Here is a 12,830-nt window from a genome sequence, read left to right as displayed (position 1 = left end):
AAAGGCTTGTTTTTTATTGATTATTCATGAGATTGCTGTCTAAATCTATTGAAAAAGGGGATATAAATGAATAATAAATGCAATATCAAGAAACTTGAAACAAATACTTTATCAGGTTATAAAACGTTTCATCACTTTGAGAATTATGGAGAAATTGAATCGATAGAGGATTACAAAGAATATGTTTATTGGGCCAAGGAACATGATATAGATCTTTATTTTTTAGGTAATGGTTCTAATACCCTTTTTGTTAATAAAAATATAAAAACTTTAATTTTGAAAAATAAGATGCCTAAAGATATTAGATTAATATCAGAAGATAAAAATTTATATGAAGTCTCTTCAACGGTAATGATGTATGAAATTTTAAATTTTTGTTATAAGAAATCTTTAGATTCCTTTTACTTTTTAGCTTCAGTCCCTGCTACTATTGGTGGCGCGTTAGCTATGAATGCAGGTGAAGGTAAGCGTGCTAATAAATCAATTTATGACTTTGTAGAGAGTGTTACTTATATTGATACTGATAACTTAGTTAAGAAGATTGATCGAAGAGATATGAATATAGAGTTTAGAAAAACTATGTTTACAGGTTGCCAAGATAAACTCATTATTAGTGCTACTTTTAAATTCCCATCAAGGGACTTCGCTGGCATAAATCCATTAAAAGAAAGAATTATGTGGTCCAAGACAAACCAAGATAATATCGCTCCTAATTGCGGCTCAGTGTTTAGTAAACAATTTGGGCCAATTATGAAATTATTAAAAGGATTAAAAATAGGAAAAGCACAGTTTTCATCAAAAACAAATAATTGGCTAAATAATAAATCTGAAGACCACCGTCCGGTCCTAACTCTAATATTAATAGCTAAAATATTGCATATTCTATTAGGGAGAAAGTGTGAAATAGAAGTGATTCGTGTAAAATAGAAAAGGAAAATTTTAAGAATGTTTTTTAATACTATTTTTTAAAACTCAAATAAGTAACATATTGTGATGAACTAAATTTAATTTATAGATTGAGATTAAGGTAGGTGAAATTGTGTATAAAATAGCGGTAGCAGGAACAGGTTACGTAGGCTTAGTCGCTGGCGTTTGTTTTGCTGAAGTAGGACATCGTGTAACCTGTGTTGATATAGATGAAGCAAAAATAAATCTTATGAAATCTGGTATTTCTCCAATCTATGAAACAGATCTAGAAGAATTGATGCAAAAAAATTACTCTTCTGGAAAAATAGACTATACTACTAATTTTCAACAAGCTTATAAAGAAGCGGATGCAATTTTCATCGGTGTAGGTACTCCAGAACAACTCGACGGATCTGCCAATTTATCATACATTGCTACAGTTGCTAGACAAATTGCTGAATCGGTAGAAAAAGAATGTCTAGTAGTAGTTAAATCGACAGTTCCAGTTGGTACAAATGATAAAGTAGAACAATTTATTCAGGATTTTCTAGTAAATGATGTAAGAGTAGAAGTAGCTTCTAATCCCGAATTCCTTGCACAAGGATCTGCAGTACACGACACACTACACGCAGAGAGAATTGTTATTGGCACAGAGAGTAAATGGGCAGAGGAATTGCTTATGAATATTTATGAGCCTTTTAATCTGCCAATTGTATCAGTTAATAGAAGGTCTGCGGAGATGATTAAGTATGCTTCTAATGATTTTCTTGCTCTGAAGATTTCTTATATGAATGACATTGCCAATCTGTGTGAGCTTGTTGGGGCGGATGTACAAGATGTTGCCAAAGGGATGAGCTATGATTCTCGTATTGGGAATAAGTTCTTAAATGCGGGAATTGGTTATGGTGGTTCTTGCTTCCCTAAGGATACGAAGGCATTGGAATACATCGCTAAGCAGAATGGATATGAGTTAAAAACTGTTACTGCTGCCATTGATGTGAACAATGAGCAAAAGACATTGCTTTATAAGAAAGCTAGCAAGCGGTTAATTACGTTTAATGGCTTGAAAGTGGCTGTGTTAGGATTGACTTTTAAACCAGGGACAGATGACTTACGAGAAGCAGCATCGCTTGTAAATGTGCCTTTATTGCTTCAACAGGGTGCAGATATCTATGCTTTTGATCCAGTAGGTGCAGATAACTTTGCCAAGGTTCATCCAGCAGGAAAGAATAGCAAAGGTTCTATTACTTATGTTGAGAATGTGGAAGTTGCGCTGGAAAATGCTAATGTCTGTTTTATCTTCACAGAGTGGGGCGAAGTGAAAGCTATCACTCCAGAAAACTACAAGAGCTTGATGAGAACTCCTTTAGTGTACGATGGCAGAAACATCTACAGTATCGCAGAGATGAAGGAAGCTGGAGTAGAGTATCATTCTGTAGGTAGACAAGCTGTAGAGAGAAGCGCAGTAAAGGAGTACAAAAAGAGTGAGTTATAAACCGTTAGACCTTAGCAAAACATACCTAATCACAGGTGCAGCTGGCTTTGTTGGCTTTTACTTATCAAAAAAGCTCCTTGAAAAGGGCTGCCGTGTGTTAGGTATTGATAATTTGAATGATTATTACGATGTGAACCTTAAGCATGCTCGTTTAGAACAGCTCAAGCCATTTGAGAAGTTTACGTTTCTTGAGGGAGATATTTCTGACAAGCAGACGATTGATGCGATTTTTAAAGAATTCCAGCCAAATGTCGTGGTGAATTTAGCTGCGCAAGCCGGTGTTCGTTATTCTATTGAAAATCCAGATGTTTATATACAAAGTAACATTATTGGGTTCTATAACATCTTAGAAGCATGTAGGCACAACCCGGTGGACCACCTTGTATATGCGTCTTCTAGCTCCGTCTATGGCGCCAACACGAAGGTACCATTTGAAGAAACAGATTTCGTGGATACACCGGTGTCCCTATATGCATCCACCAAGAAGTCAAACGAACTAATGGCTCATACTTACAGCCATCTATACAAAATCCCAGCAACCGGCCTACGCTTCTTTACTGTCTACGGCCCAATGGGAAGACCAGACATGGCCTACTTCGGCTTTACCGATAAATACTTTGCTGGCGAAGCAATTAACATCTTCAACAATGGCGATTTTGGCAATGATCTATACCGAGATTTCACCTATATTGATGATATTGTAGAGGGAATTGAGAGGCTGATTGGGCAACCTTCGGTTGAGAGTGTTCCTCACAAAGTGTTTAATATTGGGAATAATAATCCAGAGAAGTTAATGACTTTTATCGGGGCATTGGAGAAGGCGTTGAGCAACTCTTTGGGACGAGAAGTGCAGTTTGAGAAGAAATTTGAACCAATCAAACCTGGCGATGTTCCTGCTACTTATGCATCTACTGATTTATTGGAAGAAGCTGTAGGGTTTAAGCCTAAGACCTCTATTGAAGATGGGTTGCAGTGGTTTGCGGATTGGTATGTGGAGTATTATCAGAAGAAGTGATATTGAAGCCCCTCCGAACTTTGTTTGGCGGGGGCTGTTTGTGGTGTTCTTTTTTAAGTCTCTAATTGTTTATTTGTCAAAGAATAGAAAAAAGAGCCCCGTATTGGGCCTCTAGACTGTTTGAAGTTGTTTTTCTTCTTTTTTAGATTGCTCTTTTTTATACCTCTTAATTGCACTTTCCATGAGGTTGTCAAGAACGCTTTCATAAATTTTCAAATCTTCATCTGAAGTAGCTGTTTGAATTTTATCTCTCGTTATAGATAACAATCTCCGTTCGGATTCATCAAGGTAGGCAATGGGAGTGAATTTTTTATTCGTCATCATAACCATCTCCTTTTGTTTTAGTATATTGCTTTTTGTATTTCTTGACAAGAGTGGACTCATCTTCTTCTCCATCTGGAGGTTCTATTTCCTCATTGAACAAGTCGGTATACTTGGTCAAATGTAGCTTAAATGCCCCTTCATCTTCTTTTCCATCGTTTAAAGCTTGTCCTTTTAAAAAACTCATAGGGCTTAATCCTGCCAAAATAGCAAGGGGAGCCTTTGCAGAGAAATTTCCATCCGGGTTTAGTAGATTTACAGCAACAAATCCCGAAACTCCTCCTATAGATATATACTTTAAACGAACTGACCAAGGTAATTTACTCTTATTCTTTATCTCAGTCCAAAATACTGTCACACTACTACCTATAATTCCACCAACTAGAGGTAATAAAACCTTCATACCAATTACACCACCAAAAAGGAAGAATTTCGTCATAATAAAAATTAAGATACAAGCACTTCCATCTCCCATGCATTTACCCCTTTTTCTTCCATTATACCAAAAAAAAGAAGAATTCTACTAATTCTTCTCCATTCTATATCTCTTTATTGCTCTTGCTAATAAGGTATCCAACTTACTCTCAAGCATCTTGAGCTCTTTTTTGCTTTTGCAATACTTAATATCCTGTTTAATAGTCTTGATTATGAATTTCTCTTCATTTGATAAATAATTTGCAGGTACCATTCTCCCCACCTCTTTTAACATTTATAGACTATATGCGAAAGCTCTACTAAATAGGACCAGAAAGTGACTTTCCCATTAGCATCTTGGACAAGTTTGAAAAGAAAGATACACAGTAGCAAGAAAAAACCAATATACCATGTATTCTTCATTTTCACGCTGAATATTAGTGAAAATTGCATAATTTAAGAGGTACGGGTTTCGCAGGATACGGAATCGATGGTGATTGTTGGGCTGCCTGATGCTGCGGTCAAGAAAGCAAGGGAGTGGTTGTTGGCTTCAATTATGCACTTTGCGTTAGATGTTACCAATCCGAGGAAGAATGGTGATTTATTAGACTTGGCCATTGCGATTGGGGTGTTAAAGGAGTGATCTGTGCACAGGGACGCCCAGAAGTTTGTCGAAGGAAAAATACATGTTTTTTATATGATTGGACTCTCCGAATTACTGTTTAGTAGAGTCCTATTTTTCAAGTCAATACACATTAGTGAGTTAGTTTATCATATTTCTGAGGGTGATTTTTATACCTATATAAGTTGCTAATCCGATTCATTTCTTCCCAGCTGGCCGCTTCCTCCCATCCACCATAAAACTAAAACTAATCCGTTGCTCTATTGCATAAAGGTCTTCATTTTCCAAAGAGGTAGCTCCTTTTTTACCTCATTATCGAATTGTTAATTTTGGTACACCATAGGCAGGAAGCCAAGTTATGGAGTTATTTGGAAGATGCAGTTGTTTTTTTGTGGGGGAATATTTAGCGGTTTTCTTAATAAGAGTGCGGACCCACGCCATTGTAGGGTTTTTAGGATGTAAGAGGAGACAAGCAAAAAAAAGAAGATACTTTTCTTGAATAGTAGTTTTTAAACAAACGATTGATCAAGGTGAATTTTTTTGCTGTGGATAAAGGGGTAAATTACATTCGACTTCGCTCAACTATTTTCGCGGGGTATTGTGGGATAGTTTTGATGAAGTCGAAGTTTTCAACAAGCTTCTATATAAATTATGTCATAATTAAGTAAGAATAAAGAATATCTTAAATGTGTGGGATTCAAATGAAGAAGTGTGATTGTTGTCAGGATCGAGAAGCTACCATCAGGGTAACAGGAGACTGGGAGGAGTGGTTATGCCTTCGTTGCTATAATGAAGAGGTTTCTAATGAGTTGGATGTTACGTTAGCGACTATGCCTGAAGAGCTAGCAGTTAAGGATTATGCGGGAGTTAGAAGGAGCATTCATGTTCACCAGAGGCTTCATTCCAATGGCATATTCTTAGAGGCTGTTGAGGATATTGCATTTGGTTACGAGTTTGCCGTTCATGGTGAGTTGGATTGTCAACAAGCGGAATTGTTTCAGAAGCTTGTAGAAAAAGTGAAGAGCGGTGTGTCTAAACGCTACACAAAGGTTTAATTGTTCCCGAATGGGCAAAAGTATCATTCCATTGCCGAAGATGAGCTAGTTGGACGGATAGATTATGATGATAGCAATCCATCTGTGCCGATGGTTGTGATAGATGGGCATCCATATACATGGGAGCAGCTAGGCAGGATGGCAATGAGCTATGAAGGAAGTTTTTTGATAATACGGATGTTGTGGAGTAGGTTCTGCTTTCCGTTTTGTATGTAAGATTTATTCAAAGGTCTGGTCACAGTGACTCGCCGAGATTTGTCGAAGAAAACAGATGTTATTGATTATAGGACTCTCTGGATTACATTTAGGAGAGTCCTATATTTTACGGTTTATGTACTTTAGCGCGTTAATTTGTTATTGATTAGTTCTGCCTATTACAAATATCCAATCTCTTAGTTTCATTTTTTCATAACTGCCCCCTTCCTTCCATCTACCACAAAGCTATACTTAATCCGCTGCTCAGTACAGAAAATCGAATAAATGACGGCTGCTTTTTGGGTTTGTTGGCGCATGGTTTGAGAGGAAATCGGGATTTGGAGCTCGGTGTAGTTGTGGAAGCGGAGGTAGCAGTGGGTGTTGGTGTTGGTTTGGATGACTTCTTTGATTTGGTGGTACATGATCCAGGTGCAGTCGGGGTGGTCTGGGGAATGGGTCGGCAGGGCGATGATGCCGATGACTTCTGAGATGAGGACTGGTGTTTTCTGGACGAAGTTGGTGAGTTTGATGGTGGCTTCGCGGCGGCCGTCGTAGGAGGCACCGAAGTGGATGCAGCTCCTAGCGAGAATCTCGATGGGCCTCTCACTTGTGTAGAAGGTTCCCTCGAGGTCGGTGATTTTCGTTTGGTACTGGGGGTGGATGTGAGGTTCGATTGCGATGGTGTTTTCGGTGATGGTGTAGTCGTTGGTAATTTGCATGTTTTGGCTCCTTTTTATAAGGGGGAATGATCCCTCTTGTTATTATTGATGAAGTGAAAAGGGGATTCTAGTACTGAAGATTGGTATTTAATTGAAGAGTCTAGTCTTTAGATTGAAGCTTATTGTTTTCTTCAAGAATCAGATTAATAAAAGTTTCAGCATTTATTGGTTGCTTACTATTTTTGCATATTTTTATAAAGGTTGTTAATAAAGGTTCTCTTTCACCCCTTTCAATCTTTCCGAGCATCGTCTCTGATAGATTAGCGTACTCTTCCAGTTCTTCTTGCTTCCATCCATGCTCTAATCTAAGTTTTCGTAAAGCATTTCCTATTGCTCTTGAGTCTATTTTCATGAGGGTAACTCCTTTTCCCTCATTATCATTTTGCCTAAAATTCACGTACACAGACAGGTAGTCTTTTTATGGGATTTAATGGGTATTATATAGATTTTTTTATCGTGATTGAGGGACAGGCTTCGCAGCACGCTTTATAAGTAGGCATTGTTCATTTTGTTCCTATAGTTCTTTTCAAACAATCATTCGAACAATCGGAATTTTTTCGTTGTGAGGGAGGGGGAAAATGTAACTCGACTTTTCTCCACTATTTTTGCAGAGTATAGTGGAATAGTTATAAGGAATTTTCCAACATGAATCCATATAGGTTATGTCATAATATAAACATAAAGAACACCTTAACTGTGGGGGATTCAAATGAAGAAGTGTGATCGTTGTCAGGATCGAGAAGCTACCATCAGGGTAACAGGTGATTGGTCGGAGTGGCTATGCCTTCGTTGCTATAATGAAGAAGTTGCTGATGAGTCGAAGGTTACGTTAGAGACAATGCCTGAAGAGCTAGCAGTTAGGGATTTTACGGGAGTTAGAAGGAGCTTTCTTGTTCTCCAGAGGCTTCATCCAAATGGAATATTCATAGAGGCTGTAGAGAATACCGATCAGAAGATTGTGGTGAATCTTTCTCCTTCTGATCAGAAGAAAAATGGTGCTTTGTTGGATTTGGCCATTGCGATTGCGGTGTTAAAGATTTAATTTTATATTTAGCAGTATACATATTTTGTTAAAATAGGATTTGTAGATTGAGAAATTATAAAAAATTTGTGAGGGATACTATGAATGAAAAACTGTTAAATAGAATAAAAGAAGTTCTAGTATCATCGGCAGTTAAAAATCAGGTTATTGAATATAGCAGATTAAGTAGAGAAATTGGCGGGATAATCTCACCAATTAAATTAAATGAACCTTTAGGTGAAATTTCATTAAGGTGCATAAAGAAAGGTTTTCCACCGCTTTCTGCAATTGTTGTTAATCAACAAACACAACTTCCAGGAGAAGGCTTTTTTACTTGGGTAGCTTCAAAGATGGGTTACATAGACTTACCTCATTCGGAATGGGAAGATTTTTTTAATAAACAAAAAGAGGCCGTTTTCAGTTGTGATTGGGACGAATACTTAGATAATAAACCAACAAATAAAGGGAGTAACAATGTAAGCATATTTTCAAAAGAAGATCTGAATGAACGATTATCAGATACATCATATGTAATAGGTGATGAGACAAGGTATTACATTTTAACACTAAAAATGTTCCTTGAAACAGCAACTGTTGGTCCCTATCAGTATCAGGTTGTGGTATTGGAAAACCATCAGGAAGTAAGTAAGCATACTTTAGAAAACAAGGATTCAAAACAGCTGCTTACACCTAGTAAGAAAAAGGGATTTGAGCTTTTATTTGAGCACAACCCAATGGTTAATATTAATGATATTAGTATGGTGCATTACAAGCAGGATCGCTTAAAAGATACACCTTGGGATAAAGAGCCAAGAGTCGATCTTGAGGCCCTATATAATAAAATGGATACCAAAAGGCTCCGAAATATAGTAAAGCATGATGTAGAAATGGAGAAGCAGCAATATGCATCAAGCTATAAAGACGGAGAAGTAAAACAATACTATGGGAATCGTTATGAGCGTAAATCGAAAAACCGTCTGAATGCTATCGAGATCCACGGAACTCAATGTGCCGTATGTGACTTTAAGTTTGAAGAGGTTTATGGTGAACTTGGAAAAGATTTTATTGAGATTCATCATGTAAAGCCCTTAAGTACGTTAGACGGAGCAATTGAAATTGATGCTGAAAATGATTTAGTACCAGTTTGCCCTAATTGTCATCGAATGCTGCACCGAAAAAGAGAAAAGGTTCTGTCAGTGGGTGAATTAAAGGAAATCATACAAAGTCAGATTTCAATAAAGTCTTAATAAACCCATGCGCTAGTTCGGGTGTATTGAAGGTTTGGAGAAGGAATTGGAATAAACTGTTATACCTACAATGAATCCGCCATATAAATTAATACAAGTTAATTTTGAAAGGCGGAATCATATGTTTAAATTTTTAAGGAAAGATAAAAGAACAAAAGTAGTTGAGAACACAATACCTAAAGCTCCTGAGAAACCTCAAGAAAAATTAATGGTTCATAAAATTATTGAATTATTTAATAAAGGGGCAGGACGATTAGATTTAGAATTTGATAGTTCTGGAATCTGGCAGGAAACAACTTTGAAATTTGATAACTTTAAGATATTAGAAAGAGATAAAATTATTGATCGGAAGTATGAATCTGTATGGATTCATATAACTGTTTTTGATAAGGAAAAAGAATTTGAAGTATATGAGTCACCGGAGATGGATTATGGAATAACAAATCATGACGAAATACTTATTACCCGAAAAAACGATAACCTAGCTAATGCATTAGAAGTTAAATGGAAGCATAAAGGACCATGGTGTGAACATATTACTAAAGAGGTCAATAACCTTATACAAAAGGTTGAAACAATTATTGATGAAGAAAAGAAAAGGAAGAAGAATAGCGAGCTACAAAAGATAAAGGAGAACAAAGATCATTTTAATGATGTATTCTCAAAATAAGCTAGCACCCAATTGGGTGCTTTTGTGTGTTGTAAAGTATTTGCTACTTTCGTGCATGTCATTAAATTAGAGTCTAACGGACAGATTTTTGATGGTCATAGCAATAAATTTTACCTTTAAACTTATTGTTTGATAAGCAATAAGTCTTTACTTTATCAGAAACAGGTATATTGCAAACGGTACAAGTTGAACTAGAGCCAGTTTTTTCATCTGATGCATTTGTTTTTAATGCACGTTTATGTTCTTCTCTAACCTTTGGATCAGTAATATTAGCCTTTGTGGTGGGTTGTTTTAAAAAGAGCATAGCTAAAAAGTTAATCCTCTTTATTTTTAGAAAATGATAGTTGGTACTCTTGTTCTTCTTTCATCCGATTTATAGATTTAATTTTGTCAGCAAATACAGCGTTGAAGTTTGCTCTAAAATCATCTATGTCTTTTGATAGTTTCATAACTGGTATTAAGGATTGTAAATGCTCTCTTAAAAAGCGAAGCCCTTTATCTTCAGTTAAGTATTGGTGAATACGATACTTACGATAATAACGGCTTGTTCCATCAATTCTTATAACCGGGTTCATTTCGTCAAGTTTTTCCCAAACAGTTGGTGGTAATAATTCGTAAACGTATTTTATATTAAATTGTGCAAAATACCTAGGTCTTTTGTTTGTTGTCGGATCATAGGGTAAACCATATAGTCTAAATAATTGCTCGAAATATTCATGCGGGAATTCAGCAGAATATGGGCGTAATTCGTTAGATATGAACTTTTCTAGTAACAATTGTAGTTCATCTTTCCCACGTACTTCTTGGTAATTAGTTGCCTCATCAATAAGTGCAGTTATTCCGACTTTAGCCAAAGATCTTAGCAAGATTTTTGCTTTTTTAAGCACATGTTCTTGGCTGGGAGTAATCAATTTCTCTTTTTCTGCTTCCATGTATAGGTCACAAATAATAGGGAGCACGTTTGCATCATACCACTTTCCCGTTCTTCCATTAAATTGTGCAACGTCAAATGGACTGATAATATCGACCTGGTTTGGGTATAGTTTGTTAAATAATTCGGCTAAAGCCTTTGAACCTATTATTGCAGGGAAACCATCAATTCTTTTTTCCCCTTTTCTGCTACGGTCTAGTGCTGGAAAGAGACTAGTATCTTTAATAACCCTTCTCCCGTCATTTAAGACGCTACATACTAACTTTGTCTCTCCAATCCGGAATTCTGAATCGTTAACAACCGCTCTAGGTAATTCGACAAAACTATCCTTATTTATCTCTGTAATATACTTTTCAACTAGTTCCTTTTGCTGCGTATCAAAATAAACTTTTTCGTTCTCTCCTAACGCACAGTAAATGACTTCCTTATTGATTTTGAAGTAACCTACCATATTTGCATGTGGCATTTTTAAGCATCGATTAACTAAGTGGTAGTTTTGCACATCCATTGTGAAATGGCCCCCTTCTTGATGGTCCAACTTTTTATTATTAAGTTGAAAAAGCTGGACCATGTCTGTATTTCCATCTTATGGGGTGAAGTTGAACAATATAACTAAAAATAGAAGAAATAGAGGGTGAAGGGGAGATCGTAAAACAAAATGAATAGATACAATGAAGTCGACCGATTTTATTCTTTAGACGAATACCGATTTGTCAAACAACATAAGTAATTATGAAGGAGGGAGATATATGGTTTTTAAAGATATTGAAAAGTTCAATAAGAATAAAAAAAGAAAGGAGGAAGTAAAAAGGGAACACTTGAAAAACCAGTTCATTGAATGTTTCTTTAAAGTTAATCCACCTGAAACGATTAAAAGAAAAGTTAAAGCATCATTAAATGAAAGTTACTTACCATCTTTTAGATGTAACTACAAATTACGCTCTTCCTTAGAAGAAGTAGACCATGAAAAATATATCGAAGTAATTAACGACAAAGAAGAAAACTATCTGCTTGTTGATTTTGATTTTCATAATATAAAAAGGGAACTCAATGATACTAGTTTCTTGGAGACTTCTCGTCTTTACAAAAAGTTTAAAAAAGAACTAGGTTCGGATTTCCAATTTGAAGTAGAGGGAAGAACTGAAGATGGTACAATTAGTATCCAATTTTGCAAAGTTTATAAACCATTACTGTCTAGGTTTTTTAACTAAACGTAGGGTCGTTTTTTAATACAAAAGCTACTGGATACGGTAACTATCATAAGGCAGGGCATTAATGTTTTAAGTTTAATATAGAAGGAACTCGTCATTAGTGGCCTACTACCTTAATTGGTGGGGGCTTTTTTAATTGTTCAAAGTAAGAATAGGGCAAGATATTATCTATTTATATATTAAAATTTTTATCCATACGTCCTCACGGCGGTTTTGGAGACGGTGCGTATGTTAAAAGCACTGAAGCCTCCGGTCGAGGTGGTGTTTCAAAAAGAGAATATACGAACTTTAGATGCAAAAGTCTAGTCACAGTGCCCCCCCGAAGTTTGTCGAAGGAAATAGGACTTGGGTTTAATAATAGGACTCTCCGAATCACTGTTTAGCTCAAATTTGTTTATAGAAGTGCTGAATCAATATGATTTTAATTATATTAAAGCAAATATGCTGATATCATCTTCAAATAAGCAAATTAACCAAATGATAAGAAATCGTTTTCGATTTGAATTAGATTGAAGAAAAAAGTATAAAATGGCATTAGCTTAGGCTAATGCTTTTTTATTGGTGTAACGGTGTTGGTATACTAAATAAAACAGCCCATCATTTTTAATTAATATTAAAATGATGGGCGATTATGTTTGATAAGAAATGTCGTTTAACAATCTTATTTCTTAAATTTCATTATGGTAGAAAATAAATATGTAACTGCAATAAGAGCTAAAATAATGTTAGTGATAAAAAGTGTATCTGTCAAATGACTAATATGTCCTTGCAGCTGAACTAATTGGCTTTGTGTTTTATCCCCAATACCTCCAACTTTATTGATTAAATTATTCCAACTTTCTTCAGTAATCTGATTCATTAATAACTCCCCCTGTTTCAGAATTAATGTCATTCTATCATACTTACATATGGATTTTAATTCCTTTTTTGGTATTATTTTAGGAATGAATTCTGGTCACAGTGACTCCCCGAAGTTTGTCGAAGGCAAGGTGAATGGTGGGGTGTGTT

Annotated in this window: 16 protein-coding genes and 1 pseudogene; 10 read left to right on the top strand and 7 right to left on the bottom strand. The window is 35.9% G+C overall.

Annotated features, from left to right (window positions below; all coding sequences use genetic code 11):
* Nucleotides 1-66: 66 nt before the first annotated feature.
* The 3 genes from FIU87_RS19030 (at nt 67) to FIU87_RS19020 (ending at nt 3,416) form a co-directional block, all read left to right on the top strand.
* A complete protein-coding gene (locus tag FIU87_RS19030) occupies nt 67-927 on the top strand; it encodes an FAD-binding protein (RefSeq protein WP_152446040.1) in 861 nt (286 codons plus the stop codon).
* 112 nt (nt 928-1,039) lie between these two features.
* Nucleotides 1,040-2,401, top strand: coding sequence for a UDP-glucose dehydrogenase family protein (locus FIU87_RS19025; RefSeq protein WP_152446039.1), 1,362 nt, complete (start codon nt 1,040-1,042; stop codon nt 2,399-2,401).
* Nucleotides 2,391-3,416 carry a GDP-mannose 4,6-dehydratase gene (locus tag FIU87_RS19020; RefSeq protein WP_152446038.1) on the top strand — a complete coding sequence of 342 codons (1,026 nt, stop codon included), beginning with the start codon at nt 2,391-2,393 and terminating at the stop codon, nt 3,414-3,416. The genes FIU87_RS19025 and FIU87_RS19020 overlap by 11 nt, the downstream gene beginning before the upstream one ends.
* 111 nt (nt 3,417-3,527) lie before the next feature.
* Here FIU87_RS19020 and FIU87_RS19015 read toward each other — a convergent pair whose 3' ends face one another.
* Both FIU87_RS19015 and FIU87_RS19010 read right to left on the bottom strand, forming a co-directional pair.
* Complete coding sequence (locus FIU87_RS19015) at nt 3,528-3,740, bottom strand: hypothetical protein (protein WP_152446037.1); 213 nt, start codon at nt 3,738-3,740, stop codon at nt 3,528-3,530.
* Nucleotides 3,727-4,212, bottom strand: coding sequence for a hypothetical protein (locus FIU87_RS19010; protein ID WP_152446036.1), 486 nt, complete (start codon nt 4,210-4,212; stop codon nt 3,727-3,729). The genes FIU87_RS19015 and FIU87_RS19010 overlap by 14 nt, the downstream gene beginning before the upstream one ends.
* Before the next feature lie 411 nt (nt 4,213-4,623).
* Here FIU87_RS19010 and FIU87_RS19005 point away from each other — a divergent pair.
* From FIU87_RS19005 to FIU87_RS18995, 3 genes and pseudogenes are all read left to right on the top strand, one after another.
* Nucleotides 4,624-4,794: pseudogene (locus FIU87_RS19005) on the top strand (ATP-binding protein); the annotation flags it as partial.
* A 680-nt stretch (nt 4,795-5,474) separates the two neighbouring features.
* A complete protein-coding gene (locus FIU87_RS19000) occupies nt 5,475-5,828 on the top strand; it encodes a DUF7686 domain-containing protein (protein WP_152446035.1) in 354 nt (117 codons plus the stop codon).
* Nucleotides 5,829-6,044 (top strand): DUF7713 domain-containing protein, encoded by a 216-nt coding sequence (locus FIU87_RS18995; protein ID WP_152446034.1) that lies wholly within the window; start codon nt 5,829-5,831, stop codon nt 6,042-6,044.
* A gap of 182 nt (nt 6,045-6,226) precedes the next feature.
* Here FIU87_RS18995 and FIU87_RS18990 read toward each other — a convergent pair whose 3' ends face one another.
* Nucleotides 6,227-6,742: a competence protein ComK gene (locus FIU87_RS18990; protein ID WP_152446033.1), complete on the bottom strand. Its 516-nt coding sequence runs from the start codon at nt 6,740-6,742 to the stop codon at nt 6,227-6,229.
* Nucleotides 6,743-6,842: 100 nt separating this feature from the next.
* Nucleotides 6,843-7,094, bottom strand: a complete 252-nt coding sequence (locus FIU87_RS18985; RefSeq protein WP_152446032.1) for a helix-turn-helix domain-containing protein — start codon at nt 7,092-7,094, stop codon at nt 6,843-6,845.
* Between the two features lie 357 nt (nt 7,095-7,451).
* Here FIU87_RS18985 and FIU87_RS21490 point away from each other — a divergent pair, with 357 nt between their 5' ends.
* From FIU87_RS21490 to FIU87_RS18970, 3 genes are all read left to right on the top strand, one after another.
* Nucleotides 7,452-7,784, top strand: coding sequence for a DUF7685 domain-containing protein (locus FIU87_RS21490; protein ID WP_253905467.1), 333 nt, complete (start codon nt 7,452-7,454; stop codon nt 7,782-7,784).
* An 80-nt stretch (nt 7,785-7,864) separates the two neighbouring features.
* Entirely contained in the window at nt 7,865-9,010 is a 1,146-nt protein-coding gene (locus FIU87_RS18975; RefSeq protein ID WP_152446031.1) for an HNH endonuclease, read from the top strand.
* Nucleotides 9,011-9,131: 121 nt separating this feature from the next.
* Nucleotides 9,132-9,680: a hypothetical protein gene (locus tag FIU87_RS18970; RefSeq protein WP_152446030.1), complete on the top strand. Its 549-nt coding sequence runs from the start codon at nt 9,132-9,134 to the stop codon at nt 9,678-9,680.
* 73 nt (nt 9,681-9,753) lie between these two features.
* On the opposite strand, the gene FIU87_RS21310 is transcribed toward FIU87_RS18970, so the two are convergent.
* Together FIU87_RS21310 and FIU87_RS18960 are read right to left on the bottom strand one after the other, a co-directional pair.
* Complete coding sequence (locus FIU87_RS21310) at nt 9,754-9,984, bottom strand: hypothetical protein (protein WP_152446029.1); 231 nt, start codon at nt 9,982-9,984, stop codon at nt 9,754-9,756.
* A 10-nt stretch (nt 9,985-9,994) separates the two neighbouring features.
* Nucleotides 9,995-11,119, bottom strand: coding sequence for a P63C domain-containing protein (locus tag FIU87_RS18960; RefSeq protein WP_152446028.1), 1,125 nt, complete (start codon nt 11,117-11,119; stop codon nt 9,995-9,997).
* A 241-nt stretch (nt 11,120-11,360) separates the two neighbouring features.
* Between FIU87_RS18960 and FIU87_RS18955 the strand changes: the two genes are divergently transcribed.
* On the top strand, nt 11,361-11,822 hold the full coding sequence (locus FIU87_RS18955; RefSeq protein ID WP_152446027.1) for a hypothetical protein: 462 nt from the start codon (nt 11,361-11,363) through the stop codon (nt 11,820-11,822).
* 661 nt (nt 11,823-12,483) lie between these two features.
* On the opposite strand, the gene FIU87_RS18950 is transcribed toward FIU87_RS18955, so the two are convergent.
* Entirely contained in the window at nt 12,484-12,681 is a 198-nt protein-coding gene (locus FIU87_RS18950) for a hypothetical protein (protein ID WP_152446026.1), read from the bottom strand.
* Nucleotides 12,682-12,830 lie beyond the last annotated feature (149 nt).

Origin of the sequence: Bacillus sp. THAF10, from assembly GCF_009363695.1 — a bacterium.
GTDB lineage: Bacteria > Bacillota > Bacilli > Bacillales > Bacillaceae_I > Sutcliffiella_A.
The sequence above is the reverse complement of the archived record's forward strand: the minus strand, read 5'-3'. Positions and strand labels throughout refer to the sequence as shown.

What these genes read in the sequence shown, in the direction of transcription:
- FIU87_RS19030 (WP_152446040.1), top strand. Translation starts at nt 67, where the DNA reads ATGAATAATAAATGCAATATCAAGAAACTTGAAACAAATACTTTATCA.
- FIU87_RS19015 (WP_152446037.1), bottom strand. Translation starts at nt 3,740, where the DNA reads ATGATGACGAATAAAAAATTCACTCCCATTGCCTACCTTGATGAATCC.
- FIU87_RS19010 (WP_152446036.1), bottom strand. Translation starts at nt 4,212, where the DNA reads ATGGGAGATGGAAGTGCTTGTATCTTAATTTTTATTATGACGAAATTC.
- FIU87_RS19000 (WP_152446035.1), top strand. Translation starts at nt 5,475, where the DNA reads ATGAAGAAGTGTGATTGTTGTCAGGATCGAGAAGCTACCATCAGGGTA.
- FIU87_RS18990 (WP_152446033.1), bottom strand. Translation starts at nt 6,742, where the DNA reads ATGCAAATTACCAACGACTACACCATCACCGAAAACACCATCGCAATC.
- FIU87_RS18985 (WP_152446032.1), bottom strand. Translation starts at nt 7,094, where the DNA reads ATGAAAATAGACTCAAGAGCAATAGGAAATGCTTTACGAAAACTTAGA.
- FIU87_RS21490 (WP_253905467.1), top strand. Translation starts at nt 7,452, where the DNA reads ATGAAGAAGTGTGATCGTTGTCAGGATCGAGAAGCTACCATCAGGGTA.
- FIU87_RS18975 (WP_152446031.1), top strand. Translation starts at nt 7,865, where the DNA reads ATGAATGAAAAACTGTTAAATAGAATAAAAGAAGTTCTAGTATCATCG.
- FIU87_RS18970 (WP_152446030.1), top strand. Translation starts at nt 9,132, where the DNA reads ATGTTTAAATTTTTAAGGAAAGATAAAAGAACAAAAGTAGTTGAGAAC.
- FIU87_RS21310 (WP_152446029.1), bottom strand. Translation starts at nt 9,984, where the DNA reads ATGCTCTTTTTAAAACAACCCACCACAAAGGCTAATATTACTGATCCA.
- FIU87_RS18960 (WP_152446028.1), bottom strand. Translation starts at nt 11,119, where the DNA reads ATGGATGTGCAAAACTACCACTTAGTTAATCGATGCTTAAAAATGCCA.
- FIU87_RS18955 (WP_152446027.1), top strand. Translation starts at nt 11,361, where the DNA reads ATGGTTTTTAAAGATATTGAAAAGTTCAATAAGAATAAAAAAAGAAAG.
- FIU87_RS18950 (WP_152446026.1), bottom strand. Translation starts at nt 12,681, where the DNA reads ATGAATCAGATTACTGAAGAAAGTTGGAATAATTTAATCAATAAAGTT.